The organism is Methylobacterium sp. GC_Met_2, from assembly GCF_026540795.1.
GTDB lineage: Bacteria > Pseudomonadota > Alphaproteobacteria > Rhizobiales > Beijerinckiaceae > Methylobacterium.
In genome coordinates this window covers 45,480-72,371 of the sequence record NZ_JALNUM010000001.1, presented here as the reverse complement: position 1 = coordinate 72,371, position 26,892 = coordinate 45,480, and the positions used below count along the sequence as shown (strand labels likewise).

Sequence of the window (26,892 nt, the reverse complement as noted above, 5' to 3'; positions counted from 1 at the left end):
TTACGGGTTCACCCGCAGGCCGAGCAGGAAGGTGTTGTCGCTGAAGCTCGCCCCCGCCGCCGTGCTGTTGATCTGCTGGTAGATGTACGTGCCGCGCAGGGTGAGCCAGCGGGTCAGGTGGTAATCGAGCCGCGCGGTTGCCGAGACGCCATTCTCGCGGATCGTGCTGCCCTGGTAGGTGTTCTTCAGGAACGAGCCACCGACCACGATCGACAGGTTGCGGAACAGGTCGTGCTGGACTTCGAGCGTCGCCACATCCGTGAGGATGCCGCTCGAGCCCGGAATCGTCGTCTCGGTAATGCCGGTGGCGGCGGTGAGGCGGACCGTGGTCAGCGGGCTCATCGACCAGACGAGGGCGGCGTTGACCAGCGGTGCATCGATGGCGCGCAGGGTCGGATCGACGTATTCACGATGCTGGATGCCCGCCGAGATCTCGCCGGTCAGCGAGCGCAACAGGCCGAAGCTGGCGCCGACCAGGAACGAGATGCCATTCGAGTCGCGCCGGATCCCGTTCTGGTCCCGCTGTAGATCGTAGACGCGCGTATCGCCCAGAATATCCACGAACGGGCTGAAATCCGGATTGACCTCGTACGCCGTGCGTAACTGCAGGCTGTACTGGTTGAGATTGCGATCGGCCTGATTGATGATCGTCCCGTCCGACAGGCGGGCATTGTCGAACTCCGAGCGGTCGATCGAGCCGCGCAGGGTGAAGGAAAGACGGTTGAACGTCTCGGTGGCACCGAGGGACGCGCCGTAGACCGCCAGCAGCGGACGCGTGGTGGCCGACGCGGCTTGAAGATTGGCGGTACCCAGCTGCAGGTTCGGGTTTCCGGTCCGTTGCGTGTCGACCAGGAAGCGGCCCTCCGCGTCGATGTGCAGATCGCGATTCGCGTCGAGGCGCCAGCGCACGACGCCGTCCGCGGCTGGCCGGCTGGCGGCCTCGTTCTGGGGCGTTTCGAGATAGGCGCCGCGCAGGGAGCCCTGCAACGAACTGGAGGCCCAGTTGCTCTGGAAATCGACGGCGGCGTCGGTGCGCAGCGCCACCGATCCCCGCGCGAATTGCCGGGAGGTCTGGTCGGGATTCGAATCGTAGCCGAGGCTCTGGGCGAAGCTCGGCAGCACCGTGAAGGTGCCGACTTGGTAGCCAATCGGTGCGTAGGCGGGATCCGTGGGGATCGGCCGCGCGAGGTCGGTTCCCAGGATGAAGCCCGGCGTCAGCAGGCCCAGGGCGGACGTGTTGGCGAGCAGTGGGAGGATCGGTCGAAGCTGGGTCGGCGCCGGCGGCAGCGGCACGCCGACCACCGGCTGCTGGATGATCGGTGTGAGCTTGATCGCCGGGCTCGGCACCTGGGTAATGTCCTGGGTGATCCTCCGGGTCGCGGAACCGAGCCGGCGCGGCGGTGCGGCCCGCGATCGGAGCAGGGCCGAGGGTGCCAGGTTGCTCGGTGCCGTCGAGGAGCCCCCCGTACGCCGGCCGCCACTCGTGACGCGGGTATCGAGCTGCGATGCGCCCGGCTGGGTCTGCCCCTGCGCCGGAACCGGGGGCGAGAGGGGAGAGCGCAGGCTGTCGCCGCCGGTCTGATCGCCGCCCAGTGCGTCTCCAGTCGGCGAGCCGCGGCCATCGTCCCGCGACAGCCCGTTCGACAAGCGTTGTTGCAAGGCCGGCAGCCCGTTCGGTCCCGCTTCGAGACCAACACCTGGATTGTCGGGCTGCCCGGTCACGGGGCTCGCCGCATCGAAGCGTTGGGCCGCCGTCGGCGACGCGGCAAGCGCCAGCGTCAGGGCCGCGTAAGCGAGCCGTTTCTCGTGCCGTTCCCGTCGATCAGGCCGCGCCGTCCGCACTTGATCCCGGTCTCCACAAATATCTCGGCTATTCAGCGCCGAAATTCATCGTCCAGATGGCAGCCGAATGGGCCATCGACATGGTTAATTCAGGCTAGCGGAGCGTGGTTAATGTGCCGTCAACGGCGGCCCCGGCCAGCATTCGAACGCCGCCGTGGTCTGTGACACGCGTAACGACAGTCCGATTGAGATTTGCATTTCAATCCGCTAGGATCTGACAGACTTCGATCGTGTCTAGTTCGGTTCGGACGATCTGGATATTCGGCAGAACAGGGGTCGATCATGATTGGCAATGTAGAAAGCGAACATTCGGGGCACATCGAGCTCGCGGTCGATATCGTCGCGGCTTATGTGTCGAACAATTCGGTGCCTTCCACCGAACTTCCCGGGTTGATCGACGTCGTCCACACGGCCCTGAGCCATCTTGTCACCACTGGGCAGGGCTCGAATGGACCGGCCGAGAAGCTGACGCCGGCGCAGATCCGCAAATCGATTACCCGAGATCACATCGTCAGCTTCGAAGACGGGAAGCCCTACAAGACGCTCCGCCGGCATCTCACGCTTCGCGGGCTGTCGCCCGAGGCCTACCGCGCGAAGTGGGGATTGCCGCGGGACTATCCGATGACGGCGGCAAGCTATTCCGAGCAACGGTCCGAACTGGCGCGTGCACTCGGGCTGGGACAGCAGCGCCGCAAGTACAACGGTGCGGGTGGAGCCGCGGTGAAGGAGTTGGCGCAAGTGGCGGCGAAGGAAGCGCCGGCTGTGCACACAGCGAAGGCGCGGGGTCGCAAGAAGACTCCGGCGTGAGCGGGTTCGACCGGCGGGTGCGCGTTCGAGAGCCGCTCAGGCGCTTCGCGCTCCCGGAGCTCCGTACCCGAAAGCACGCGGCCTCCGCGGACGCGCTTCTATGTCCAAGTCCGGTTGCGCAGCGCGCAACCGTGCGCCGCGTCATCGCGGCTAGGCAGGCGGCGCGATGCTGCCATCCTGCGCATGTTGCTTCGCACAATCGCGATCACCCTGCGCCGGAGAGAGTTGCCGTGCCGCCGTTGCCGATCCTCGCCCTCGCCGTCGCGTCCTTCGGGATCGGCACCACGGAATTCGTGATCATGGGCCTGCTGCCGGAGGTGGCGCAAAGCTTCGGCGTCACCATTCCGCAGGCGGGCTACCTTGTGTCCGGTTATGCGATGGGGGTGGTCGTGGGCGCTCCGGTCGTGGCGATCGCAACCGCCCGCCTCCCGCGCAAGACCGCGCTGCTTGCCCTGATCGGCGTCTTCCTGGTCGGCAACCTCGGCTGCGCGGTGGCGCCGACTTACGGTCTGCTCATGGCGGCGCGGATCCTCACGGCGTTCGCCCACGGGGCGTTCTTCGGCATCGGCGCCGTGGTGGCACGGGATCTCGTGCCGCGCGAAAAGCGCACGCAGGCGGTCGCGCTGATGTTCACCGGGCTCACGCTCGCCAACGTCCTCGGCGTTCCCCTCGGCACGGCCCTCGGGCAGGCAGCGGGATGGCGTTCGACCTTCTGGGCGGTGGTCGGGATCGGACTCGCGGCAGCCCTCGCGATCCAGCTCTGCATGCCCGCCGGGCTGCCCGGCACGCGCGGGCGCCTGGTCAGCGAGTTCCGGGCCCTCGGCCGCTGGCCGGTGCTGCGGCCGATGCTGATCTCGACCCTGTCGTCGGTCAGCTTCTTCACGGTATTCACCTACATCACGCCATTCCTCACCAATGTCAGCGGATTCACGCCGCACGGGGTCACCCTCGTGCTGTTCGCCGCCGGGATCGGCTTGACCATCGGCAACCTCGCGGGCGGCCATTTCGCCGACCGGGGCCAGATGGCCACGATCATCGGCAGCTTCCTCGGCATCGTCACGGTGCTACTGATCCTCACGGTCGTCGCACACCATCCCATCGCGACCATCGCGGTGCTGGTGCTGTGGTCCGGGCTGGTCTTCGCTCTGGTTTCGCCGCTGCAGATCTGGGTGGTCGAGGCCGCCAGTGATGCGCCCAATCTCGCTTCGACGTTGAATCAGGGGGCCTTCAACCTGGGCAACGCCACCGGCGCCTGGATCGGCGGCACGGCGTTGACGCTCGGGATCGGTTACGGCGAGCTGCCGCTGATCGCGGCCGCAGTCTCGCTGATCGGCCTCGGGCTCACGGTGTCGGCCGTGAGCCGCTCCGGCCGGCGGATCCTCTCATCCTCCACGAAGGGGGCTTGAGCCTGCGGGGGAACGGCCCGCGAACGGCGAACGGTTTCCTCTCCCCGCGCATCGCCCAACCGGGTGGCCTTACTTTCAACCTGCCGACCATCCGGCCTCTTCGCCGCTCACTCCGCCCGGACGAGATCGCCGAGCAGACTTGCCGCCACCGTCGCCTTGGAGACCGTCAGGCCGGAGGTGCGGATGGCGTCCACCGCGTCGCGGATCCGCGCGAGCGACGCGCCCCGGGCCTTCGCCCAGGCCTCGACCGCGTTGGGTCCCGCGCCCAGATCGGCCACGACTTCGGCGGTCAGCTTGCGATGGGCGGTGGCGATGCCGGCCACGGCGCGCTCCAGGGCGACGCGGTCGAACGTGTCGGCCACCGGGACCGTGCGCGCCGCCGCGGCGAGGTCGTCGAGGCGGAAGGCATGTTCCAGGGCAAAATGCGTGGCCGCCACCTCGTCGACCGGCCGGCCGCTCGTCTCGGCGACCCGTACGATGTCCGGCGCCGCGATGAGCGCCGTGAGGGAGGCGAGCCGCCGGGCTTGGGCTGGCGCCATGCCGAGACCGCCGAGTTCCGTGGCCCGCGCGTCGATCGCCGCCCGCGCGGTCGCGTCGAGGGCCTTCGGTAACGCCGCCTCGACCGCCGCGATGCCGTCCCGGTAGCGCGCCACCACCGGGGCGAGGCCGCCGGCGAGATCGAGGTTGCGGATGAACCAGACGATCCGGTTCATCAGCAGTTCCTGCACCTCTGCGTAGAGGCCGAGCTGGCCCTGGCCGGAGATCCGGCCCGCCACGCCGTCGATCGCGAGGTTCAGCTCCATCAGGCCGAACGCGTCCCGCGTCACCGCATACGCCTTGGCGATGGTGGCGGCGTCGGCGCCGGTGCCGTCGACGAGCCGGGTCACGAGGGATGGGCCGCCCCGGTTGACGATGATGTTGGCGAGCGCCGTGGCGATGATCTCGCGGCGCAGCCGATGCCCCTTCACGGCGTCCGGAAACTGCTCGCGCAGAGCCTTCGGGAAATAGCGCTGCAATTCCCGCTCGAAATACGGGTCGTTCGGCACGGCGCTGTCGAGGATCGCGTCGTGCAGCGACAGCTTGGCGTAGGCGAGCAGCACCGCGTATTCCGGCCGGGTCAGCCCCTCGTTCCGGCGCAGGCGCTCGGTCAGCGCCGCGTCGTCCGGCAGGAACTCCACGCCCCGGTCGAGGCGCCCCTCCGCCTCCAGCGCCTGCATGGTCCGCATGGCGAAGCCCGTCTCGCCGAGGCCGCCGCGTTGGGCGAGCGAGAGCGCCAGCGTCTGCAACTCGTTGTTGCGCAGAACCAGGTGGCCGACCTCCTCGGTCATCGTGGCCAGCAGGGTGTTGCGGGCCTCGTAGCTGAGGCGCCCGTCACGCTCGGGCGTCATCAGGGCGATCTTGATGTTCACCTCGACATCCGAGGTGTTCACGCCGGCGGAGTTGTCGATCGCATCGGTGTTGAGCCGGACGCCCGCGCGGCCCGCCTCGATGCGCCCGCGCTGGGTCAGGCCGAGATTGGCACCCTCGCCGACGACCTTGGCGCGCAGCTCCGGCCCGGTGATGCGCACGGCGTCGTTGGCCCGGTCGCCGGCATCCTCGTCGGTCTCGGTGGTCGCGCGGACATAGGTGCCGATGCCGCCGAACCACAGCAGGTCGGCCGGCGCCTTCAGGATCGCCTGCATCAACTCGGCGGGCGTCGCCTCGGGACGGTCGAAGCCCAGGGCCGTCCGGATTTCCCCCGAGAGCGGGATGGTCTTCAGGCTGCGCGGGAACACGCCGCCGCCCTGCGAGATCAGTGCCCGGTCGTAATCCGCCCAGGAGGAGCGGCCGAGATCGAACAGACGCCGCCGCTCGGCAAAACTCGCCGCGGCGTCCGGGTTTGGATCGAGGAAGATGTCCCGGTGGTCGAAGGCCGCGATCAGCCGGAGGCTCTGCGACAGCAGCATGCCGTTGCCGAACACGTCGCCCGACATGTCGCCGACGCCGACCACTTTGATCGGGTCGGTCTGCACGTCCACGTCGATCTCGCGGAAATGGCGGCGCACCGCCTCCCAGGCGCCCCGGGCCGTGATGCCCATGCCCTTGTGGTCGTATCCCTGGCTGCCGCCGGACGCGAAGGCGTCGCCCAGCCAATGGCCCTTCTCCAGGGAGAGCGCGTTGGCGATATCCGAGAAGGTCGCGGTGCCCTTGTCGGCGGCGACCACGAGATAGGCGTCGTCCGGGTCGTGCCGCACCGTGTCGGGCGGGGGCACGATCGCGTTGTCGACGATGTTGTCGGTGAGTTCGAGCAGCGTGCGGATGAAGATCCGGTAGCTCTCGGTGCCCTCCTGCATCCAGGCGGCGCGGTCCGTGGGCGGCGGCAGGCGCTTCGGGAAGAAGCCGCCCTTGGCGCCGACCGGCACGATCACGGCGTTCTTCACCTGCTGGGCCTTCACGAGGCCCAGGATCTCGGTGCGGAAATCCTCCGGCCGGTCGGACCAGCGCAGGCCGCCCCGCGCCACGTAACCGAAGCGCAGATGCACGCCCTCGACCCGCGGTGAATACACGAAGATCTCGAACAGCGGTCGCGGCAGCGGCATCGCCGCCACCTTCGCGCAGGCGAACTTGAAGCTGATCGTCTCCCGCGGCTTCCCGTCCGCGCCTTTCTGGAAGAAGTTGGTCCGCAACGCCGCGTCGACGACGTTGACGAAGCGGCGCAGGATCCGGTCGTCGTCGAGGCTGGTGACGTCGGCGAGGGCATCCTCGATGCTGGCGCGGACCTCCGCGGTCCGCGCCGTCCGGTCGCCGTCGGTGGCGGGGTCGAACCGGACACGGAACAGGTTAGCGACGGACCGGGCGATGCCGGGATGCCGGCTCAGGGTGCCGGCGAGGTAGTCCTGACCGTAGCGGATGCGCAGCTGACGGAGGTAGCGGCCGAACGCGCGCAGGAGTGCCGCTTCCCGCCAGTCCAGGCCGGCCTCCAGGATCAGCCGGTTGTAGCCGTCGGATTCGGCCGCTCCGTCCGCGATGGCGAGCAGCGCGGCTTCGAGGGGGTGTTCCAGATCGGCCAGCGCGATCGGCGCGCCGCTGGCGCGCTCGAGCAGCATGTCGTGCAGCCAGACCCGATCCGTTTCGCCAGCGCCCGTCGGCACGACCCGATAGGTACGCTCGTTGATGACGCGAAAGCCGAGATTCTCCAGAACTGGCACGCGGTCAGACAGCGCGATCGCGGTCCCGCGCGAAAAAACCTTCAGGCGCACCTGTGCGTCCGCGTCCGAGCTACGACGGCCCAGATGCACCGCCCGCGGCTGGGCCTCGCCCAGGTTCTCCAGGATCGCGACGTCGTCGACGGCGACATCCGGCTGGAAATTGTCCCGATAGGCCGCCGAGAACGCATCCGCGTACCGCGCGGCGAGCAGGCGTGCCCGGTCGCCGCCCTGGCGTTCTGCGAGGGCGGCCCGCAGGGCGTCGCCCCAGGTCCGGACCAGGGCGCCGATACCGGCTTCGAGGCTCGCCGGATCGATTTCGGGCGCACCCTGATCGGGCAGGCCGATAATGTAATGGGTGCGGGCGAGGGGACCTTCGGGGAAATCCGGGTAGGCGGCGCTGAGCCGTCCGCCATAGGCCTCGGCGAGGTAAGCGCCGATCCGCGCGCGCACCGTGGAATCGTAACGGTCCTTCGGGACGTAGACGAGGAGCGACACGAAGCGGCCGAAGCGATCCGGTCGCGACAGCACGCGGATCCGCGGCCGGTCGGCGAGGTTGGCGATGGCCAGGGTGAATCGATACAGCCGCTCGATATCGATCTGAAACAGCTCGTCGCGTGGATAGCTCTCCAGCACCGCCAGCAGGCTGCGGCCGGCATGGCTGGTCGGGTCGAGCCCGGCGCGGGCGACGACGGCTTCGACCTTCCGGCGCAGCACCGGCACCTCGCGGGTGGGGCTCGTGTAGGCGGTGGCGGTGAACAGGCCGACGATCCGCACCTCGCCCGAGAGCTTGCCCGCACCGGAGAACAGCTTGATGCCGAGATAGTCGAGATAGGCCGAGCGGTGGACGCGGGACTTCACGCTCGCCTTGGTGATGATGAGCGGTTGCGGCTCGTCCAGGAAGGCGAGGATCTCCGGGGTGTAGTCGACCGGCGTCCGGCCCCGGCGCAGCGGGGTGGCGCCGGGATCGCGCAGCACGCCGAGGCTGGATCCCGGAACCAGGGGATGGGCCTCGCCGTCGATCCCGTGCTGCTGCATCCCGAGCAGCAGGAACTGGCCGTCGATCAGCCATTCCAGGAATGCGCGCGCCTCCTCGGTCTCGCGCTCGGGCATCGGTGAGGGCGAACGGCCGAGCTGCCCGGCGAGGTCGGTGAGACGGGCCAGCATGGCGTCGTGGTCGTCGCTCGCCAGCGCCACGTCGCGGTAGACGGCCACCAGGGCCTCCTGAAGCCGCGCGCCGGCCTCGGCCTCGATCCGGTCGAGGTGGATATGGATGAAGCTCTCGCGCGCGAGGCTGCCCTGGTCATCCGCGGTGGTCTCGCCGACGACGCGGACGAGGGCGCCCCCGGCATCGCGCTCGACACCCAGGATCGGGTGCGCGACGAGGTCGGGCGACAGGCCGCGCTCGGCGAGTTCGGCCAGGGTCGAATCGAGCAGGAACGGGCGGTTGTCGTTGATGACTTCGAGGATGGTCGCCTCGCGCCGTCTGCCGTCCCTCACGAGCTCGACATCGCTCAGGCGTATCCGGGCGGGGTCGCCCGACCGACGGGGATCGGCGAGGAATGCCCGGGCCCTGGCGGCGAGGTCGGCAAGCGTACCGGCCGGATAAGGCGCCAGATCCTCCGGCGTCACGCGGCCGAGCAGGTCGCGCACGAAGCCACCGGGCCCGCCCTGCTGCCCGACGATCTCGGCGGCCGCCTCGATCAACCCCGTGCGGGCGGATTTCTGCTCCGAGGAGGACAGTGCCGTCGCGGTTTCGAGTGTCATCGCGCTTCTCCAGAACCGGGTCTGCCGGCCCCAGGCCCCCCGATCGCGTTGGACGCGGGAGCGGCGCACGGCCGTGGATCTGATTCGCACAACAGCGGGACCGATGTCCCGAGCGGCGCGCCCTAGCGATAGCAGGGTGACCCGCCGTGTCGATGACAGGCCGCGCAGGTTTGGGGGCACCGGGTGTCGATCGGCCCGAACCGTCAGGGTTGGCTTGCACCCGGGCAAATACGTGTATATGCACGCATTATGACCGAGGCCGCTCCGCTCGAGCCCTGCACCTGCTCCGCCCTGCGGCGTGCGACCCGCGCCGTCACGACGGCGTACGACAGCGCGCTGAAACCGGTCGGGCTGCGGGTGACGCAGTTCGCGATCCTGCGCCTCCTACAGCGCCTGGGGCCGACTTCGGTGACACGTCTCGCCGCAGAAGCCGCGCTCGAACGGACTACGATGGGCCGCAACCTCGATCCGCTGGAACGGCGCGGCCTCGTGCGAATCACGGCCGGCGAAGCGGATGGCCGCGAGCGCGTGGTCGCGCTCACCGAGGCGGGCGAAGGTGCCATCGCGGATGCGATCCCCCATTGGCGCGCCGCGCAGGCCCGTATCAACGCCCGGGTCGAGCCCGGGGCCGTCGCCGCCCTGGCCGAGGCCCTGGCCTCTGCTTCCTGATCGACCCGTTTTCGCCCCCGGAGCCCGACCATGTCAGCCCTTGCCGCGAAGAATCCTGCGCCACGTCTGCACTATGCCTGGGTCGTCGCCGCGGTGACATTCCTGGTCCTGCTCATCGGTGCCGGTGTGCGCGCCACGCCGAGCGTGCTGATCGTGCCCTGGGAGCGTGAGTTCGGCTGGACCGCGGCGACGATCGGGGTCGGGATCGCGCTCAACATCTTTTTGTACGGCATGATCGGCCCGTTCGCGGTGGCCATCATCGAGCGGTTCGGCCTGCGGCGCGCCGTCTGTACGGCGCTTCTGATCCTGGCGATCGGCACGGCGGCCACCAGCCTGATGACCGCGCCCTGGCAGATGGTTCTGCTCTGGGGCATCGTGGTCGGCTCAGGCTCAGGCATGGTCGCCAACGTGCTCGGCGCGACGGTCGCCGGACGCTGGTTCGCCAAGCGGCGCGGGCTGGTCATCGGAATGCTCACGGCGAGCAGCGCCACGGGGCAGCTGGTCTTCCTGCCGGTGCTCGCCTCCCTCGCGGTGGGGCAGGGCTGGCGCTCGGTCTCCCTGGTGGTCGCGGCCGTGACGCTGGCGCTGATCCCGCTGGCGGCGTTCTTCCTGCGCGATCGGCCGGCCGATCTCGGCCTGCCCCGCTACGGCGAGACCGTCGTGACGCCGACACCGGTGCTGACTGAGAATCCGGCTGTGCGGGCGCTCCGCGGCCTGCGGATCGGTCTGCGCTCGAAGGATTTCTGGCTGCTCGCCGGCACCTTCTTCATCTGCGGCGCCTCCACGAACGGACTCGTCGGCACCCACCTGATCCCCGCCTGCATCGACCACGGTATCGCCGAGGTCACGGCCGCAGGCCTGTTGGCTCTGATGGGCATCTGCGACCTGATCGGCACGACGGCTTCGGGCTGGCTCACCGACAGGTTCGATTCCCGCAAACTGCTGGCGTGGTATTACGGACTGCGCGGGCTTTCGCTGATCTTCCTGCCGTATTCATTCGATCTCAGCTTCTATGGCCTGTCGCTGTTCGCGGTGTTCTACGGGCTCGACTGGATCGCCACCGTACCGCCGACTGTGCAACTCGCCGGGAAGTCGTTCGGTGAGGAGAACGCCGCGCTGATGTTCGGCTGGATCGCGGCCGCGCACCAGATCGGCGCCGCCTCGGCGGCCTGGCTCGCCGGCATGGTCCGGACCGACACTGGCACGTACTTCGGTGCCTTCGTCTCGGCCGGCCTGCTGTGCCTCGTGGCGGCGCTGATGGCGACCTTCGTGGGACGCAGGCCGCAGGAGCCGGCCCTGCGCCCGCTGCCGGCCTGAACTGCGCCGGGCGGGCTTGGTTGCCATGAGCGTGCCGCGATGGGGGCGCCCTGAACGAGCCGTTCCCGCGCAGCCCGAGGCCCGCCTTGACCATCGCAGTCCGGCCCGTGCCGTCACCAGACCCGGAGGTGCGCCCGTCGCGCCCCTGGTCGGGTCCGGGCTTCGCCGAGTTCGTCGCCATCATCGCCTTGATGATGGCGGTCACGGCGATCTCGATCGATAACCTGCTGCCGGCCTTCCCGGCGATCGAGGCGCGCTTCGCGGTCGCAGATCCGAACCGGCTGCAGTTGCTCGTCTACGTCTACATGATCGGATTCGGCGTCGCGCAGATCGTGTACGGGCCGGTCTCCGATGCGGTGGGGCGCCGGCCGGTGCTGCTGGTGAGCCTCGCCATCTACGTAATCGGCTGCGGGCTCGCCATGGTCGCGCCGAGCTACGGCTGGCTGCTCGCCGCGCGGATCATCCAGGGCATCGGCGCGGCCGGCGGCCGGGTGCTGTCGGTGGCGATCGTGCGCGACCGTTTCGCCGGCCGCGAGATGGCGAGCGTGATGTCGTTCACCATGATGGTATTCCTCATCGTGCCAATGATCGCCCCGGCGATCGGCGGCATGATGCTGGCGCTGGGATCCTGGATCTACGTCTTCGTCTCGATGCTGGTCCTGGCCTTCTGGCTGACCGTCTGGTTCTCCTGGCGGATGCCCGAGACCCTGCATCCGGAATACCGGCGCCCGCTCTCGCCGGCCGCGACCTGGGCGGCGATCCGCCTGACGCTGAGGACCCGGGTCGCGATCGGCTACACCACCGCGCTCGGACTGCTGACCGGCTGCATCATGGGCTATGTCGGCTCGGCCCAGCAGGTCTTCGATACCGGCCTGTACCATCTCGGCCCGCTCTTCCCCCTGGCCTTCGGGCTGGTGGCCGGCGCGATGGGCACGGCGACGCTGATCAACGCCCGGGCCGTGCGGCGGCTCGGCATGCGGACCCTGTCGCATGCCGGCGTGATCGCCTTCACGCTGGTCGGTCTGATGCAGGTCGGCGTCGGGCTCGCCTATGACGGGCATCCGCCGCTGGGTCTGTTCCTGGCGATCCTGGCGCTCAACCAGTTCCTGATCAGCTTCGCGATGCCGAACTTCAACGCGCTGGCGCTGGAGCCTCTCGGCGCGATCGCCGGTACGGCCTCCTCGTTTCTCGGGTTCTACACGACCATCCTCGGCGCCCTGTGCGGCTTCCTGATCGGCCAGGCGTTCGACGGAACTGTGCTGCCGGTGGGAATCGGCTATGCCGCGCTTGGCGGGCTGGCGCTCCTCGTCGTCGTCTGGACCGAGCGCGGTCGATTGTTCCGGGGCGGCGTGTCCGGCTGAGCGTCTGGCTTAACCGGGTCTTCAGCGGCTCGGGCCAAGCTTCCGGGGTCTCCCAACCGACCGGATCCCCGATGCTCGACCGCGCCCAGAACGGAACGCTTCTCGCCGCGCGGCTGCTGCTCGCCGCCGCGCTCCTGCCCACGGGGATCGCGCGGGCGCTCAACGTCTCGGGCTTCGCGCTGACGCTCGCGGGCGGCGGGGTGCCGTTCCCCAACGCCGTCGCGACGGGCGCGGTGGTGGTTCAGGTCTTCGGGCCGCTGGCCCTGATCCTCGGCGTGCTGCCCCGGCTCACCGGGCTGGCGCTGGCCATCTTCGCGACGCTGACCGCCTTCGTGCTCCATGCCTTCTGGCACTATGTCGGCCCGGCGGCGGTCGCCGAACGCACGTTGCTGCTGGCCGATCTCGGCCTCGCGGGCGGGTTCCTCATGTATGCCCTTGCGGGCCCCGGTGGCTGGAGCTGGCAGGGTTGGCGTGCCGGGGTGGGGGCGGAAGCGCCGAAAGCCAAGCCCGCCGCCGGAAAGGCCGCCCCCAAGGCGTCGGCGGCGCGGAGCGGCGGGAAGCGCCCCGCCGGCAGGACACCCGCCCGCGCGGCGGCCTGATCGCCGGAACGCGCCTCAACCGTGCCGCGGCTGCATCTCGGTCGCGGCCGGCGGCGTCTGGGCGACCATCCGGCGTCCGGAGATTTCGGCTCCCGCATCGGGCGACAGGTTGCGGAAGGCCAAGACGGAGGCCGCCGAGATCACCGCCACCGCGAAGAAGGCGGGCCCGAAATCGCCCGCCTCGATCTGGGTCCGGCCATGCAGGCCGGCAGTCCCCTCAAGGGCCAGGGCGCCCAGCGTCACGCCGAGGCTCAGGGAGAGCTGCTGGCAGACGCTCGCAAAACTCGTCGCCGCGCTCATCTCTCGCGATTCGAGATCGGCATACGCGATGGCGTTGACGCAGGTGAACTGGATCGAGCGCGAGCAGCCGCCGACGAACAGCAGGGCCACCATGATCCAGTGCGACGTCTGCGCCGTGTAGAATCCGTTCACCGCCAGGAAGGTCGACGCCACCAGCGCGTTCCATGTCATCAAAGTCCGAAAACCCGTGCGGCGCAGGATCTTCGGCGCCAGCGTCTTCACGAACATCGCGCCGGCCGCCGCCGCGAAGGTGATCAGCCCCGAATGCAGGGCGTCGAGCCCGAACCCGACCTGCAACATCAGCGGGAGCAGAAACGGGATCGCCCCGGTCCCGATCCGGAACAGGCTGCCGCCGAGTATGGCGACCCGAAAGGTCGGCCGCTCCATCAGGTCGAGCCGCACGATCGGGTGGGCGACCCGCCTTGCATGGGCCCAGTAGAGCGGCAGCAGGATCGCGCCGCCCGCGAGGCAGCCCCACGAGACCGTGGCGGGCAGCAGGTGGCGACCCATCGCGGCGAGGCCGAGCATCAGCGCGGCGAGCCCCGAGCCGAGCAGCAGGAAGCCCAGGATGTCGAGGGGCGGCCGCTCAGCCTCGCGGACATCCTCGAAGTAAAGGGTCGCCAGCACGATGCCGGCGCAGCCGATCGGCAGGTTGATGAAGAAGATCCAGCGCCAGTCGAACCACGTGGTGATCAGGCCCCCGACCGGCGGCCCGAGCACGGGGCCCACGAGGGCGGGGAAGGTCAGGTAGGCCAGCGCCGTGACGAGCTGCGATTTCGGCACGCTGCGTAACACGACGAGGCGCCCGACAGGCACCATCATGGCGCCGCCCATGCCCTGAAGAAACCGCGCGGCGACGAACCACGCCAGCCCGTTGGCGGCTGCACAGGCGAGGGAGCCGGCCATGAACACGACCAGAGCCGCGCGAAAGACGGTGCGTGCGCCGTAGCGGTCGGCCATCCAGCCGCTCACCGGGATGAAGATCGCGAGACTGACCAGATAGGACGTCAGGGCGAGCTTGAGGGCGATCGGATCCTCGTTCAGGCTCGCCGCGATACTGGGCAGCGCTGTGGCGATCACCGTCGAATCGGTGTTCTCCATGAACAGGGCGGTGGCGACCGTCAGGGGGACGATCCAGAACGGTCTTTGAGCGGGGGAGGACATTGGAGGGCAGACGCGCATCGCGCCGTGCCGGTTGCACGACGGCGCCGCCGAACTCGCATCCGCGTGTTTCGCGAATGTATCTATCTTGCCACAGAAGTTGTGTCGGTGAGCAACGGCACCTTTTGCAAGCGAGGCCCAATGGCTACGTTTGTTTCACGCGGCCGTGAGATCGGTCTGTGAAGAGGTTTCGTCCCCGGGACGGGCCGCGAGGAGTTCGATGTCGTCCAGCCCCAGCAAGGCCCGCTTCCTGCCGCGGATCACCGTTGCCGTCGCCCTGTTCTCGATGGTGGCGGCCTGCGGCACCGTTCTGCTGAACGATCGCGGCTCGCTGACGCGCTACGACCGTCTGAAGGCAAGCGATCAGGTCGCCTCCGCGTCGCGAATCTACGTGGACCAGCCAGCGCTCACCCGGGTGCGCACGGTGCGCATCATCCCGACAGCGTTCCACGCCGACGTGGCCGGTGCAGGCCCGCTCACGCCAGCCGAGCGGCGCCTGATCGCCAACGCGGCCGATCGTGCGCTCTGCTACGACCTGTCCTTGAAGTACGACATCGTGTCGGGCCGCGACGCGGACCTCACCGTCCGGGCGCAGGTGACGCGGGTCGATCCGACGGACCTCCTCGGGGCCGGCGCGACCATTGCGGGCTCGGCCGGCGTCACGGTCGCTTCGCAGTTCGGCTTAAGCGTCGCCGAGGGTATCGGGCGCATCCCGATCCCGCGGATCCCGATCGGGCTCGGCAGCCTCACCGTGGAGGCCGAGGCGCTCGACCGGCGCCGCGAGCAGCGAGCCGCCATGGTTTGGGGCGGGGCCGCGAATTCCTTCACCAGCCAGCCGCGCTTCTCCCGTGCGAGCGACGCCTACGATCTGGCGGGCGAGTTCGGGCAGGATTTCGGCTACATGCTGGCGACCGGCGATGATCCGTTCACGGCGCCCAACACCTTGCCGACCTGGGACCGCATCCGCATCACGACGCTCGGCGAGGCTCCCCTCGATCCGGACTGCGAGGCCTTCGGCCGGGCGCCCGGGATCGACGGCATCCTCGGCGATTACATCGGCCTGCCGCCCGAATACACCGACAAGGGACCCCGCGCCCCCGCGCTACGCTGAGCCGGCGGCGCATCCTCCCGGTGGCCCGAAAATACCCGTGAGCCATGCGTGTTTTCGCGTTGCGCCGCGGCATGCGCGCATTGGCGCCATCGGGGAGCCCGTGATACTGGCACTTGCCAACCCGATCCCGCAGCGCGACCCGTAGCGCCGCCGTCCGAGGAAAGTTGGCATGGCCCGTATTGATACCGCATCGATCATCGAGGGTCTGACCTTCGACGACGTGCTCCTGCGGCCTGCCGCCTCCTCGGTGATGCCAACCGAGGTCAACGTCGCCTCCCGGCTCACCCGCACGATCCCGCTCAACCTGCCGATCCTCGCCTCCGCGATGGACACGGTGACCGAGGCGCCCATGGCCATCGCCATGGCGGCCAATGGCGGCATGGGCGTCATCCACCGCAACCTCGAGCCGGCGGAGCAGGCCGAGCAGGTCCGGCTCGTCAAGAAGTACGAATCCGGCATGGTGATGAACCCGATCACCATCCACCCGGACGAGACCCTGGCCGACGCCTTCGAGGTGATGAAGCGCAACCGCATCTCCGGCATCCCGGTGGTCGAGCGGGGGCCGAACGGCTCTCGGGGCAAGCTCGTCGGCATCCTGACCAACCGGGACGTGCGCTTCGCCACCAACTCCGCCCAGCCGGTCGCCGAGCTGATGACCCGGGACCGCCTGATCACCGTCCGCGAGGGCGTGACCCAGGACGAGGCGAAGCGCCTGCTGCACCAATTCCGGATCGAGAAGCTCCTGGTCGTCGACGATCACTACCGCTGCATCGGCCTGATCACCGTCAAGGACATCGAGAAGCGCGTCACCTACCCGTTCGCCGTCAAGGACGAGCAGGGCCGCCTCCGGGTCGCCGCCGCCACGACCACGGGTGACAGCGGTTTCGAGCGGGCCGAACGCCTGATCGATGCCGGCTGCGACGTGATCGTGGTCGATACGGCCCACGGCCATTCGATCAAGGTGCTCGACGCCGTCGCCCGGGTGAAGCAACTCTCCAACGCTGTGCAGGTCGTGGCCGGCAACGTCGCCACCCGCGAGGGCGCGCAGGCGCTGATCGATGCCGGGGCGGACGCCATCAAGGTCGGCATCGGCCCGGGCTCGATCTGCACGACCCGGATCGTGGCGGGCGTCGGCGTTCCCCAGCTTACGGCCCTGATCGAGGCCGTCGAAGCCGCGGGCGAGGCCGACATCCCGGTGATCGCCGATGGCGGCATCAAGTATTCCGGCGACCTCGCCAAGGCGATCGCGGCGGGCGCCTCCGTGGCGATGCTCGGGTCGCTGCTCGCCGGCACCGACGAGGCCCCCGGCGAGGTCTTTTTGTATCAAGGCCGCTCGTACAAGTCGTACCGGGGTATGGGCTCGGTCGGCGCCATGGCGCGTGGCTCGGCCGACCGCTACTTCCAGGCCGAGGTCAACGACACCCACAAGCTCGTGCCGGAGGGCATCGAGGGTCAGGTGCCCTACAAGGGGCCGGTGGGGAACGTCCTGCACCAGCTGGCCGGCGGCCTGCGCGCCGCCATGGGCTATGTCGGCGGCGCGACCATTCCGGACTTCCAGGAGCGGGCGCGCTTCATCCGCATCACCAATGCCGGCCTGCGCGAGAGCCACGTCCACGACGTGACGATCACGCGGGAGAGCCCGAACTATCCGTCGCGGACTTGAGGCTTTGATGCGTACGCTGATCGTCGGAGCCGGCGCGACCGGCGGCTATTACGGCGCGCGGCTCGCCGAATCCGGTGCCGAAGTGACGTTCCTCGTGAGGCCCGGCCGGGCGGAAAAGCTCGCCGCGGACGGGCTGAACCTTCGCTCACCGCTCGGCGACCTGCACATCCCGAGCCCGCCGACCGTCACGGCCGACCGGCTGGCCGAGGCCGGTGGGTTCGACCTGATCCTTCTGTCGTGCAAGGCCTACGACCTCGACAGCGCCATCGCTGACCTTGCGCCCGCGGTCGGCGCGGAGACGGCGATCCTGCCCCTGCTGAATGGCCTCGCCCATCTGGACGCGCTCGATGCCCGGTTCGGGGCCGAGCGTGTGCTTGGCGGATCCTGTGCCATCGCGGCGACGCTGACGCCCGACGGCACGATCCGCCATATGAGCGAGTTGTGCAGCATCACCTATGGCGAGCGGGACGGGTCGCGCTCGGCCCGGATCGAGTTGGTCGACGCCCTCTTGCGCGGGCTGAAGTTCCAGCCGCGCCTCAGCGATTCGATCCTGCTGGAGATGTGGGAGAAGTGGGTCTTCCTGGCGACACTTGCGGGGGCCACAACCCTGATGCGCGCCGCGGTCGGCGACATCGTGGCGGCGCCGGGCGGCTCGGATCTGATGGCGGCGCTCCACACCGAATGCACGGCCGTCGCCACCGCGAGCGATTACGCACCACGGGCCACGGTGGCCGAGCGGGCGCGGGCGCAGCTCACGGCGGCGGGATCGACCTTCACGGCCTCGATGCTGCGCGACATCGAGAATGGCGGGCGGATCGAGGCCGATCACGTGATCGGCGACCTGATCGCCCGCGGCCAACGGCTTTCGCCGGAGACGGCCTTTCCCCTGCTGACGCTGGTCTATACCGGCCTCAAGGCCTACGAGGCGCGGCGGGGGCGGGAGGCGGCCTGAGCCGCCACCTTTCAGTACCGGCCCGGCGGCGGCGCGGGCGGGTTGCCGTATTCGAGCTGCGTCTTGGCATCGACGGGCCGGCGCGGCGGCGGCGAGAAATCGGGCTGCGCGGCGGGGGCGCTGGCGCAGGCGGCGAGCGACGCTGCGACCAAGGCCGCGAGGGCGAGACGAACGGCGGACGAGACGGACGACGACATGGGCTGGGGGCCTTCCGGAACGCAACCGGCGTCGAACCACCCTGGTCCGCCGCCGATGGATGCCATAGGACACGCTGCGGTCCACTGGCGGACCGCAGGTCGCGTGGTCTGAACCGGGATCGCGCCTGAAGCTCGGCCGTAAGATGGCGGCATCGCGGGGCAAGCGTGGCCGTTTCGCGACGCCGTCGACTCATTCCAAAGGACCAGACCGCTGACACCCGCCGCCCGCTGCTCCGCCGCCATCGAGGTACTCACCGACATCGCCGAGCGCCGCAGGCCGGCTGCCGATGCCCTGAAGGATTGGGGCCTCGCCCATCGGTTCGCCGGCTCGGGGGACCGGGCCGGGATCGCCAGTCTCGTCTACGACGCCCTGCGTCGGCGTGCCTCGGCGGCTTGGATCATGGGCTCCGATTCGCCGCGCGCGGTGCTGATCGGGGCGTTGCGGCTTCAGCAGGGCCTCGCCGCTGCCTCGGTCGCGGCGCTCTTCTCGGGCGAGCGCTTCGCACCGGAGCCTCTGACCGACGATGAGCGCGCGCGGCTCGACACCGCGACGCTTCAGGACGCGCCGCCCGAGGTCGCCGGCGATGCCCCTGCCTTCGTGCTGCCGGACCTCGCGGTCACGCTCGGCGACGACCTGATCCCGGAGCTCAAGGCGCTCGCCCGCCGCGCGCCGCTCGACATTCGCGTCAACACCCTGCGCGGCTCCAGGGACGCGATCCTGCCGGCCCTCGCGGCCTTCGGTGCGGAGCCGACGCCGCACGCACCCCAGGGCCTTCGGATCCCGATCGGTGCGGACGGGCGCGGTCCGGCGCTCCATGTCGAGGCCGAGTTCCTGGAGGGCTGGTACGAGATCCAGGACGAGGGCTCGCAGCTCGCGGCTTTGCTCGCCGCGCCGCGGGCCGGCGAGACCATCGTCGATCTCTGCGCGGGCGGCGGCGGCAAGACCCTGGCGCTCGCGGCCGAGATTGGGAACGGCGCTCACCTGATCGCCACCGACGGCGATCCGCGCCGCCTCGCGCCGATCCACGAACGCCTGCGCCGGTCGGGCGCCGGCGCCGAGGTGCGGTCGCCGCGGGGCGGACGGGCGCGCACCGACGTGCTGGAAGATCTCGACGGCACCGTCGACCGGGTGCTGGTCGATGCGCCCTGTACCGGCTCGGGAACATGGCGGCGGAATCCCGATGCCAAGTGGCGCCTGCGTCCGGGCAGCCTCGCGCTTCGCACGGCCGAACAGACCCAGGTTCTCGATCGGGCGGCCCGGCTGGTCAGGCCGGGCGGACACATCGTCTACGTCACCTGCTCGCTCCTCTCCGCCGAGAACGATGCGGCCGTTACCGGCCTGCTGTCGCGCTGGCGCGGGCGGTTCACCGTGATCGCGGCGACCGAAATCCTCGCCGCGGGCCCGGCCTCGTTGCGAGAGGCGGTCCGGTTTACGGCCCACGGGATTCAGATGAGCCCGCACCGGACCGGAACGGACGGCTTCTACGTCGCGGTCATCGCCCGGAACGCCTGAGTCGCGCGGGTCGCGGGACCCCATTGCGCCGAGCCGCGTTGAAACCGCGGCCCGATCGATCCCACTGCCAGGAGTCGCCCTTGCACCTGGACCGCCGTCTCCTGCTCGCCGGCCTCGGGAGCCTCGTCGGCCTGAAACCCGTAAGGGCCGCGACCGACGGGCGACCGGAGCGAGCGTCGCATGAGGCGGTCAAGGCTCTGCCGCGCTCTCTGCCCGGCGCGGATCTTGAGGTGATCGATCTTTGGCCGGGAGATCTTCCGGGCGGCGGCCCGGGACCCGTTGCGGACGGATACCGCTACGTCGAGGGCTCTATCGGCGACATCACGCGGGTGGCACGGCCCTGTCTGCTGGTCATGCGACCGGCCAACGCTAACGGAGCCGCGATGATCGTCGCGGCCGGAGGCGGCTACGAATACATCGCGATCGGCAACGAGGGCGTCCCGGTGGGGCGCGTGCTCAACGCGGCCGGCATCACGGTCTTCCTGCTGATCTACCGCCTACCCGCCGAGGGCTGGGGGGCCGGTCCCGACGCGCCTCGGCAGGACGCCCAGCGCGCGCTTCGGCTGATCCGATCGCGGGGCACGGAGTTCGGGATCGATCCGGACCGCGTCGGCGTGCTGGGCTTCTCGGCCGGCGGCCACCTGATGGGCGAGACCGCGGTCGGCAGCGCGCAGAACCTCTACCCGGCCGAGGATGCCATCGACGCCCAGCCTGTGCGGCCGACGCTCGCCGGGCTGATCTATCCGGTCATCACTATGCGCAAGCCGTTCGACCGGACCCATACCCGGCGCATCCTCGTCGGCGACGATGTGACGGCGCTTGAGATGAAGACCTACTCGGTCGATCTCCAAGTCGGCCCCGAGACGCCCCCGACCTTCCTGGCGCAGGCGATCGACGATCCGATCGCGGTCGCCGACCATCCGCTGCTGATGTTCGCGGCCCTCAGGAAGGCGCGCGTTCCGGCCGAGCTGCATCTGTTCGAGCGCGGCGGACACGGATTCGGACTTGGGCTGCCCGGTACGCCCGCGGCGGCGTGGCCCGGATTGTTCCTGGCCTGGATCCGCCTGCACGGATTCATACGGGGCTGATCGCTCAGCCGCCGCTGGCGATCACGCGGTGCAGCTTGGCGACCTTGGGCCGGCTTGTACGGAACTGGCCTCGCTCCACCGCCACGAACACCACGGTCGCGATGGCGAGCGTCGTCAGCCACCAGATCGAAGTCAATCCGACGCTGAGGCAGGCTACCGTGAAGGCTGCCGCGAAGCAGCCCATGGCGCCGGGCACCAGGGCAGGTCCGTCGCGCCCGGCCCGGCGGATCGACGCGTAGAGCGCGAAGGCGGCGGCCAGTGCGCCCACGATCCCGAGTTCGTACCAGAACTCGAACAGCGCGGTCGTCGGGGCGTTCAGCGGGAGAAGACCGACGAGGCGTCCGCGCAGCGCGGTCTCGAAGCCGTGGCCGGTGATCAGGCGCACCGGGTCGGTCGTCACCACCTTCTGCCAGCTCTTCAGCGACAGCACCGTTGGCGCCAGCGGCCCCAGCACGGCGGACCCGATCGGCCGCGCCAGGAATGGCAGCAGCGGCGCCACCGCGAGCAGGACGGCCGACACGATCGCTGTCAGCTGCACGCCGAGCTTCTGGCGATAGCTCGTCACTGCGAATGCGACGGCGCCGACCGCCAGGGCCGCGATCTGCGTCGCGTCGGGCTGGACGGTGAGCGCGAGGGCCACGAGGAGGGCCAGGGCCAGTGCTTCCCGGTCGCGGCGCCGGGACCGCAGCCAGGCCAGGGCGGGCCAGACCAGAAGGATCAGCAGCACGAGGCCGCGATCCAGGGCGCCGTCATCTTCTGCACCGGGGGGGCCCATATGGGCGCCGAACAGGCCGAGGACGATCGCCACGATCGCGCCCGCCACCAAGCCCAACGGCAGCAGGTACAGATTGGCCGAGCGCATCCGGTCGGGCAGGGCGAGGTAACCCAGAAATGCGAGCCCAACGGTGGCCGCGAGGTTCACCAGCCGCTCCAGGGCCGGTCCGAGAAACGGCGTCCATGTGAGCGACAAGGCGGACCAGAACACCACGAGCATCGCGGCCAGGAAGGCCGGGGCGGTCAGAAGCCTTAGGGCGGCTGGGCGCACCGGCCGTTGCCGCCGGTCGATGACGCTGGCGATGATCAGCAGGATGACGGCGATCGGCGCGAGGATCACCGAGGCGCGCCGGGCGACCTGCGCCAGGACGGGGAGCACCACGAACAGCCCGAAGAAGCCGAGGCGTCGCAGCAGTGCCGCGGCGTCGAGCGCCGGATCGGCATGGGTCGAGTTCGACGCGCGCGGCATCCTGCGCCTTCTGCCGGACCGGGACGGCCGGTTCTCTGCTGGATACGCAAGGCGCGCGCAAGTCGCTGTAGACGCCGGGCCACACCCAGCGCCGCGCGCGCGCTCAAGCCACGGTGGCGGTCTCACGCGGACGCCGCCGCAGCGTCCGCCGGCCGACATCCGAAACGATACGCCAGCCGCCCCAGGCGGCGAAGAACCCGATCAGACCGGCCGCCAGGCCGTCGGCATTGGTCGGGATCGCCGGGCTGAAGTCCCGATAGGCCGCTTCGGCGACCGGCATGTCGGGGTCGCGCAGCATCGCCACGACACGGCCCAGCGGGCTCGTCGCGGACGCCATGGCTTGTTGCTGCGCGCTTAAGCGGGCGAGCCGGACGATGTCGGCCTGCGCCGCCGCGCCGCGGCGGGCCACGAGCTGATCGGGATTGCTGCGCAGGCGGTCGACGGCGCCGTCGCGGGTCGTGCCGGAGGCCTGCGCGTCGGATTCGAGCACCGCCACCTGACGGCGAAGTTCGTCGGCGGCGCCACCCAACCTCTGGGCATATTGCTGTGCGAATTCCGGCGCCTGCGCGGCGACAGCGCCGCCGAGGAGTCCGAGGGCGAGCCCGAGGGTGCGGAATACGCGGAACACGTCAGATCTCCGGCCCGTGGAATCGACCATCGACTAAGAGCACGCCGTCGTGGGCGGTTCCAGCCGCCCTCATGCGGGAAGCGTCAGCAGACCCGCCTGTCCGTCGCCGCAGCCGAACAGCAACCGGCCGCCGCGCCCGTCCCAGGCCAGCGCGGTGATCCCGCTCCCGGGAACCGCCGGGCGCACCAGCAACTCCGCGGCATCGGTGAACCGGACGAGGAGGATGCAGCCGTCCTCGTAGCCGATGGCCAGGACCGGTGCCTTCGGGTGGAACGCAACGCGGGACACCCGGGCGGGGCGGACTCCGCATTCCCGCGGGGGCTTGCCGGTCGGTCCCTCCTTCGAGTCGAACGGCCAGACGATCGCTGCCTCGGCGCCGCCGGTGGCGAGCCAGTGCCCGTCCGACGACCACGCCACCGAGCGCACCTTGCCGGGATAGCCCGACATCCGCATGTGGCCGCGATCCGGCTGGAGCCGCCAGCCGTGCAGGGCATTCTCCTGCATGGTGGTGACGACGAACCGGCCGTCCGGCGACCACGTCACGTCGATATGCGAACCCTTCCACTCGATCACCTCGGCGGGCGTCTCGAGATTCGGAAACCAGAGGCTGACGCCGTTGTAGTGCGCGATTCCGAGCCGGTAGCCCTTGGGCGCGAAGACGAGCCCGCGCGCTGTCGAGGGCGCCTGGAAGGTGCGCTCGCGGCCCTTGGCATCCCGCGCCACGACATGGCGCCCGGCCGACCACGCCACGGCTCCGTCCGGGTGGACCGCCAGGGCATCGATCCAGGCTCCGCCCCTGGCAGAGCCGAGCTGCTCTAGGGTGCCATCGGCCCGGACCTCGACGATGCGGCCGTCATCGCCGCCGGTGAGGAGGCGCGTGCCGCTTCCGGCCGCCACCAGGATGCCGGCCTCGGGATGCGCGACGAGTCGCGCCAAGCCTCCGTCCCGCGCCAGCGCGACTGCGCCGTCGCTGAGTGCCAGGGCCGGTATATCCTTCAGGAAATGGGCCGCGATTACGTGGGCGCCGGGATCGAGCGCGGCGACGTGCTGGGTCAGGGAGGGATTGCTCAAGGTGCTGCTCATGCCGCGGGGACCTTCGCGGCATGCGGGCCCGCGCGCAAGACCACGATCGCGGTCACAAGCGCCAGACCGCCGGAAAGCGCCGCCGGCGCGATCAGGGCGTAGAGGGCGAACAGGCCGTAGGCGTGCGCCCCGAGATAGGCGCCCAGCAACAGGGACAGCCAGACCAGCCCGTCGCCGACCCAGCCGAGCGGATCCCCGGTTCGAGTGAGCGCCTGGGCGATCTTATGGCCGAGGCTGAACAGGGCGCCGGTGACGAAGGTCGTGCCGGCGCGGAACCCCTTCACCTGCGCGAGCACCGCGTTCTGCGAGCCCATCGCCACGGCGACGAAGAAGGCGGCGAGGCCGAGTTCTGGCGATTCGAGTCCGAGACCGAGGCCGCCGAGGATCAGAAGTGACTCGTAGGCGAGCACCGCGGGTGTCGTCCAGCGGGGCGGCACGAGGATCGCCAGCCCGCTGCCGAGCACCGAGCCCGTGAGGAAGGCGAAGATCAGGATCGCCGGCAACACCATCCGGTGGGGATCGGCCGCCGCGCCGAAGACCGCGAGCTGCGTGGTGTTGCCGCTCATGAACGAGGTGTAGAGGCCGCCGAGCCGCACGAAACCGAGGGCGTCCACGTATCCGGCGAGCCCCGTCAGCAGCAGACCGAGCCCGAGCTGATGGATCCGGTTCACGATCCCGCTCCCTGGTCGGGTTTCGGTAACCACCTGTTAACCAAGTCACCGCCCTCGTTCGTCGGTATCGAAGGGCAGTTAACGCGCCACTCACCAAACCCGTGCAATTCGATCGAAACAGGGTGAACGCCGTGTCGAGAGGGGCCGTTGCCCCTGCGATCCGGTCGGGGAACAGCGTTCCCCCGCCGGGTGAGTGGGAGTTGCGTCATGGTTCCGTTCGCCGCCGCGCTTGTCTGTCCGTCCCTGCTTGTTCCGGACTCGGCCGCCGCCACCATCCTGATCGTCGAGGATGAGCCGACCGTCTGTGAACTGGCTGCCGAAACGCTCCTCGACGCCGGTTATCGGGTGCTCACCGCCGCGGATGCTTGGCAGGCCGAGGCGATCCTGGCCCGCGAGAGCGTCGACATGCTCTTCACCGATATCGATCTGGCCCGCAACACGAACGGTCTTGCCCTCGCCCGCCGCGCCCGTGATCTCTGCCCGGACCTTCCGGTGGTCTACACCTCCGGGGGGCGCGACGGACTTGCGACCCGCGACGCCGTCCCCGGCTCCGTCTTCGTGCCGAAACCCTATCGCCCGAGCCAGCTCGTGGTGCTCACCCGCGACGTGCTGAACGCCGCGCTCCTTCACGCCTGACCTGGATCTCCGAGGACCTCCGCCATGTGGCGCTTCCTTCCCGCACTCGGTCTTGTCACAGCGCTCTCGGTGGGGCCCGCTGGAGCGGCCTGCGACGTGAAAGGCGCGCAGATCGAGGAGGCCATCGCGGCCAAGAGCGAGCTGCGCTCCGACGCCAACACCCAACTCGTGCGCGACCTGCGCACCCTGCGCGATGCCGCGATCGTGCTGGATACCTATAAATTCCCCGGCGAATGCGAGGTGTTGCTCGGGGTTGCCAAGTCGCTTCTCGCGGATCCCGCCAAGACCATCGAGCAGGGCGGTGATACCGACGAGGATAAGGCCGAAAGCCTGACCGAGGCGCGCAAGCCGAAGGACGCAGGCACCTCGAAGGCGAAGTAGTCGCCCCCGCGCATTCCGTTGCCGTTCGCGGGTCGTTTCCGAAGCCCTCAGCGCTCCTCGCCGGCACTTGCGCCGATCTTCGCCCGGGCGAGGGCCTTCCCGAGCTTCGCGGCGATCTGGTCGCGCAGCATGTCGGCCATCTCGATATCGACCAAGCGCCACACCAGCCCGCGCAGCCGCAATCGGATGCGTGTGCGCTGCCCGCGGGGTGCCTCGGGCGGGATCGGTACAACCACGGCGCGGAAGCCGCGCATTTCCATCGCCGTGTAGAACGGGAGCAGGCGCCCGAAGCTGTGGATCGCGAGCCCTTCCGGACGCGAGCCGGTCGGCCGTTCGAGATCGAGCTTGTCGGGCCAGCCGTTGGCGAGCAGGTCGATCACCGTCTCGGGGGTGATCATCGACTCGGACAGGGCCAGCGCCAGCCCGTAGGCAGCATCGCCGAGGCGTTGACGGTCGCGCGGCTCGATGTCCGGATCGCTCTCCGACGCGGTGCGCATCGCCGCCGTGATCTGCCGCACCAGAGACAGGCGGAGCGTCCGAAAGTTGACGTGGTTCTCGATGTAGGCGGTGTCGTGCCGGCGCACCGCCTGCGCCAGATCGTACAGCGACCAGAGCGGGCTCATGGTGAAGGCGAGCCACGCGAGGGCGAGCCCGAGCAGGACCGTGAGCCAGCGCATACCTCAGGACCCCGGCCGCCGCGTCACCGCGCATCCGCCCAGCGCTCGAGGCCGGAGAAGGCCGCCACCACCCGCTCGTACACCGGGCGCTTGAACGGGATGATCAACTCCCGAAGTTCGTCGAACCGCGCCCAGCGCCATGCGTCGAACTCCGCCTTATGGGCACCCCCGCCCGGCTGGAGCACGTCGATCAGCTCCTCCCGCCCCTCGAAGCCGAAGGCGAACCATTTCTGGGTCTGCCCGCGGTAGCGACCCTTCCAGGCCTGCTTCATGACGTCGGGCGGGAGATCGTACGGAAGCCAGTCCGGGATCTCCGCGAGCTTGCGGATCGCCTCCGGCGGGACATTGGTCTCCTCGTAAAGTTCCCGGCGCGCCGCCGCCTCCGGATCCTCGCCCGGGTCCACCCCGCCCTGCGGCATCTGCCACATATGCGGACCGGCGACATGCTCTGGGCCGGCATCCTTGGTTCGGCGCCCGACGAACACGCCGCCCGATCGTGCGATCAGCGCGATGCCCACGCAGGGGCGGTAGGGCAGGCTGCCCGGATCCAGATCCGTTGTCATTGTCCGGACCATAGGTCAGCGGCGCGGGCCGCGGCAACGCCACCCAGGTTCGGAGGGCGCCATCCCGGCGCG

Annotated in this window: 23 protein-coding genes; 13 read left to right on the top strand and 10 right to left on the bottom strand. The window is 69.8% G+C overall.

Annotated elements, in window-relative coordinates; genetic code table 11:
- Complete coding sequence (locus tag OXS49_RS00355; protein WP_267420803.1) at positions 1 to 1,842, bottom strand: outer membrane beta-barrel protein; 1,842 nt, start codon at positions 1,840 to 1,842, stop codon at positions 1 to 3.
- Positions 1,843 to 2,124: 282 nt separating this feature from the next.
- On the opposite strand from OXS49_RS00355, the gene OXS49_RS00350 reads away from it, so the two are divergent.
- Complete coding sequence (locus OXS49_RS00350) at positions 2,125 to 2,649, top strand: MucR family transcriptional regulator (RefSeq protein ID WP_267420802.1); 525 nt, start codon at positions 2,125 to 2,127, stop codon at positions 2,647 to 2,649.
- A 230-nt stretch (positions 2,650 to 2,879) separates the two neighbouring features.
- A complete protein-coding gene (locus OXS49_RS00345) occupies positions 2,880 to 4,055 on the top strand; it encodes an MFS transporter (RefSeq protein WP_267420801.1) in 1,176 nt (391 codons plus the stop codon).
- A 107-nt stretch (positions 4,056 to 4,162) separates the two neighbouring features.
- Here the strand turns inward: OXS49_RS00345 and OXS49_RS00340 are convergent, their stop codons facing one another.
- The gene (locus tag OXS49_RS00340; RefSeq protein ID WP_267420799.1) at positions 4,163 to 9,007 is read right to left on the bottom strand and encodes an NAD-glutamate dehydrogenase; all 4,845 of its coding nucleotides are present in this window, start codon (positions 9,005 to 9,007) and stop codon (positions 4,163 to 4,165) included.
- Between the two features lie 249 nt (positions 9,008 to 9,256).
- Here OXS49_RS00340 and OXS49_RS00335 point away from each other — a divergent pair, with 249 nt between their 5' ends.
- The 4 genes from OXS49_RS00335 to OXS49_RS00320 all read left to right on the top strand — a co-directional run bounded on the left by OXS49_RS00335 (position 9,257) and on the right by OXS49_RS00320 (position 12,953).
- The gene (locus tag OXS49_RS00335; RefSeq protein WP_244002957.1) at positions 9,257 to 9,676 is read left to right on the top strand and encodes a MarR family winged helix-turn-helix transcriptional regulator; all 420 of its coding nucleotides are present in this window, start codon (positions 9,257 to 9,259) and stop codon (positions 9,674 to 9,676) included.
- Positions 9,677 to 9,706: 30 nt separating this feature from the next.
- Entirely contained in the window at positions 9,707 to 10,993 is a 1,287-nt protein-coding gene (locus tag OXS49_RS00330) for an MFS transporter (RefSeq protein ID WP_244002960.1), read from the top strand.
- A 194-nt stretch (positions 10,994 to 11,187) separates the two neighbouring features.
- Positions 11,188 to 12,354 (top strand): multidrug effflux MFS transporter, encoded by a 1,167-nt coding sequence (locus tag OXS49_RS00325; RefSeq protein WP_346016918.1) that lies wholly within the window; start codon positions 11,188 to 11,190, stop codon positions 12,352 to 12,354.
- Between the two features lie 71 nt (positions 12,355 to 12,425).
- A complete protein-coding gene (locus OXS49_RS00320; protein WP_267420795.1) occupies positions 12,426 to 12,953 on the top strand; it encodes a DoxX family protein in 528 nt (175 codons plus the stop codon).
- 15 nt (positions 12,954 to 12,968) lie between these two features.
- Here OXS49_RS00320 and OXS49_RS00315 read toward each other — a convergent pair whose 3' ends face one another.
- On the bottom strand, positions 12,969 to 14,417 hold the full coding sequence (locus OXS49_RS00315) for an MDR family MFS transporter (RefSeq protein WP_267420794.1): 1,449 nt from the start codon (positions 14,415 to 14,417) through the stop codon (positions 12,969 to 12,971).
- 217 nt (positions 14,418 to 14,634) lie between these two features.
- Here OXS49_RS00315 and OXS49_RS00310 point away from each other — a divergent pair, with 217 nt between their 5' ends.
- The 3 genes from OXS49_RS00310 to panE all read left to right on the top strand — a co-directional run bounded on the left by OXS49_RS00310 (position 14,635) and on the right by panE (position 18,140).
- Entirely contained in the window at positions 14,635 to 15,525 is an 891-nt protein-coding gene (locus OXS49_RS00310) for a DUF3313 domain-containing protein (RefSeq protein WP_267420793.1), read from the top strand.
- Positions 15,526 to 15,694: 169 nt separating this feature from the next.
- Complete coding sequence (gene guaB, locus OXS49_RS00305; RefSeq protein ID WP_244002970.1) at positions 15,695 to 17,188, top strand: IMP dehydrogenase; 1,494 nt, start codon at positions 15,695 to 15,697, stop codon at positions 17,186 to 17,188.
- 7 nt (positions 17,189 to 17,195) lie between these two features.
- Positions 17,196 to 18,140 carry a 2-dehydropantoate 2-reductase gene (gene panE, locus OXS49_RS00300; protein WP_267420792.1) on the top strand — a complete coding sequence of 315 codons (945 nt, stop codon included), beginning with the start codon at positions 17,196 to 17,198 and terminating at the stop codon, positions 18,138 to 18,140.
- Positions 18,141 to 18,151: 11 nt separating this feature from the next.
- Here the strand turns inward: panE and OXS49_RS00295 are convergent, their stop codons facing one another.
- Complete coding sequence (locus OXS49_RS00295; RefSeq protein WP_244002974.1) at positions 18,152 to 18,337, bottom strand: hypothetical protein; 186 nt, start codon at positions 18,335 to 18,337, stop codon at positions 18,152 to 18,154.
- A 211-nt stretch (positions 18,338 to 18,548) separates the two neighbouring features.
- Here OXS49_RS00295 and OXS49_RS00290 point away from each other — a divergent pair, with 211 nt between their 5' ends.
- Both OXS49_RS00290 and OXS49_RS00285 read left to right on the top strand, forming a co-directional pair.
- Positions 18,549 to 19,850, top strand: a complete 1,302-nt coding sequence (locus OXS49_RS00290; RefSeq protein ID WP_267420914.1) for an RsmB/NOP family class I SAM-dependent RNA methyltransferase — start codon at positions 18,549 to 18,551, stop codon at positions 19,848 to 19,850.
- Positions 19,851 to 19,930: 80 nt separating this feature from the next.
- The gene (locus OXS49_RS00285; RefSeq protein WP_267420790.1) at positions 19,931 to 20,938 is read left to right on the top strand and encodes an alpha/beta hydrolase; all 1,008 of its coding nucleotides are present in this window, start codon (positions 19,931 to 19,933) and stop codon (positions 20,936 to 20,938) included.
- 4 nt (positions 20,939 to 20,942) lie between these two features.
- Here the strand turns inward: OXS49_RS00285 and OXS49_RS00280 are convergent, their stop codons facing one another.
- The 4 genes from OXS49_RS00280 to OXS49_RS00265 all read right to left on the bottom strand — a co-directional run bounded on the left by OXS49_RS00280 (position 20,943) and on the right by OXS49_RS00265 (position 24,563).
- Entirely contained in the window at positions 20,943 to 22,181 is a 1,239-nt protein-coding gene (locus OXS49_RS00280; RefSeq protein WP_244002978.1) for a peptide ABC transporter permease, read from the bottom strand.
- 103 nt (positions 22,182 to 22,284) lie between these two features.
- Entirely contained in the window at positions 22,285 to 22,809 is a 525-nt protein-coding gene (locus OXS49_RS00275; protein ID WP_244002980.1) for a DUF2937 family protein, read from the bottom strand.
- Positions 22,810 to 22,878: 69 nt separating this feature from the next.
- Positions 22,879 to 23,892 carry a WD40 repeat domain-containing protein gene (locus OXS49_RS00270; protein ID WP_267420789.1) on the bottom strand — a complete coding sequence of 338 codons (1,014 nt, stop codon included), beginning with the start codon at positions 23,890 to 23,892 and terminating at the stop codon, positions 22,879 to 22,881.
- On the bottom strand, positions 23,889 to 24,563 hold the full coding sequence (locus OXS49_RS00265; protein WP_267420788.1) for a YoaK family protein: 675 nt from the start codon (positions 24,561 to 24,563) through the stop codon (positions 23,889 to 23,891). Before OXS49_RS00265 ends, OXS49_RS00270 begins: the two co-directional genes overlap by 4 nt.
- 207 nt (positions 24,564 to 24,770) lie before the next feature.
- On the opposite strand from OXS49_RS00265, the gene OXS49_RS00260 reads away from it, so the two are divergent.
- Together OXS49_RS00260 and OXS49_RS00255 are read left to right on the top strand one after the other, a co-directional pair.
- A complete protein-coding gene (locus OXS49_RS00260; RefSeq protein ID WP_243921130.1) occupies positions 24,771 to 25,199 on the top strand; it encodes a response regulator in 429 nt (142 codons plus the stop codon).
- A gap of 24 nt (positions 25,200 to 25,223) precedes the next feature.
- Complete coding sequence (locus OXS49_RS00255; protein WP_244002987.1) at positions 25,224 to 25,580, top strand: photosystem reaction center subunit H; 357 nt, start codon at positions 25,224 to 25,226, stop codon at positions 25,578 to 25,580.
- Positions 25,581 to 25,627: 47 nt separating this feature from the next.
- On the opposite strand, the gene OXS49_RS00250 is transcribed toward OXS49_RS00255, so the two are convergent.
- Both OXS49_RS00250 and OXS49_RS00245 read right to left on the bottom strand, forming a co-directional pair.
- Complete coding sequence (locus OXS49_RS00250) at positions 25,628 to 26,257, bottom strand: DUF2939 domain-containing protein (protein WP_267420785.1); 630 nt, start codon at positions 26,255 to 26,257, stop codon at positions 25,628 to 25,630.
- A 23-nt stretch (positions 26,258 to 26,280) separates the two neighbouring features.
- Entirely contained in the window at positions 26,281 to 26,832 is a 552-nt protein-coding gene (locus OXS49_RS00245; RefSeq protein ID WP_244002991.1) for an RNA pyrophosphohydrolase, read from the bottom strand.
- Between the last annotated feature and the right edge of the window lie 60 nt (positions 26,833 to 26,892).

Excerpts from the sequence above, each read along its gene's own strand:
- OXS49_RS00350 (WP_267420802.1), top strand. The coding sequence starts at position 2,125 with ATGATTGGCAATGTAGAAAGCGAACATTCGGGGCACATCGAGCTCGCG.
- OXS49_RS00340 (WP_267420799.1), bottom strand. The coding sequence starts at position 9,007 with ATGACACTCGAAACCGCGACGGCACTGTCCTCCTCGGAGCAGAAATCC.
- OXS49_RS00335 (WP_244002957.1), top strand. The coding sequence starts at position 9,257 with ATGACCGAGGCCGCTCCGCTCGAGCCCTGCACCTGCTCCGCCCTGCGG.
- OXS49_RS00330 (WP_244002960.1), top strand. The coding sequence starts at position 9,707 with ATGTCAGCCCTTGCCGCGAAGAATCCTGCGCCACGTCTGCACTATGCC.
- OXS49_RS00325 (WP_346016918.1), top strand. The coding sequence starts at position 11,188 with ATGGCGGTCACGGCGATCTCGATCGATAACCTGCTGCCGGCCTTCCCG.
- OXS49_RS00320 (WP_267420795.1), top strand. The coding sequence starts at position 12,426 with ATGCTCGACCGCGCCCAGAACGGAACGCTTCTCGCCGCGCGGCTGCTG.
- OXS49_RS00315 (WP_267420794.1), bottom strand. The coding sequence starts at position 14,417 with ATGTCCTCCCCCGCTCAAAGACCGTTCTGGATCGTCCCCCTGACGGTC.
- OXS49_RS00310 (WP_267420793.1), top strand. The coding sequence starts at position 14,635 with ATGTCGTCCAGCCCCAGCAAGGCCCGCTTCCTGCCGCGGATCACCGTT.
- guaB (WP_244002970.1), top strand. The coding sequence starts at position 15,695 with ATGGCCCGTATTGATACCGCATCGATCATCGAGGGTCTGACCTTCGAC.
- panE (WP_267420792.1), top strand. The coding sequence starts at position 17,196 with ATGCGTACGCTGATCGTCGGAGCCGGCGCGACCGGCGGCTATTACGGC.
- OXS49_RS00295 (WP_244002974.1), bottom strand. The coding sequence starts at position 18,337 with ATGTCGTCGTCCGTCTCGTCCGCCGTTCGTCTCGCCCTCGCGGCCTTG.
- OXS49_RS00280 (WP_244002978.1), bottom strand. The coding sequence starts at position 22,181 with ATGCCGCGCGCGTCGAACTCGACCCATGCCGATCCGGCGCTCGACGCC.
- OXS49_RS00270 (WP_267420789.1), bottom strand. The coding sequence starts at position 23,892 with ATGAGCAGCACCTTGAGCAATCCCTCCCTGACCCAGCACGTCGCCGCG.
- OXS49_RS00260 (WP_243921130.1), top strand. The coding sequence starts at position 24,771 with ATGGTTCCGTTCGCCGCCGCGCTTGTCTGTCCGTCCCTGCTTGTTCCG.
- OXS49_RS00255 (WP_244002987.1), top strand. The coding sequence starts at position 25,224 with ATGTGGCGCTTCCTTCCCGCACTCGGTCTTGTCACAGCGCTCTCGGTG.
- OXS49_RS00250 (WP_267420785.1), bottom strand. The coding sequence starts at position 26,257 with ATGCGCTGGCTCACGGTCCTGCTCGGGCTCGCCCTCGCGTGGCTCGCC.
- OXS49_RS00245 (WP_244002991.1), bottom strand. The coding sequence starts at position 26,832 with ATGGTCCGGACAATGACAACGGATCTGGATCCGGGCAGCCTGCCCTAC.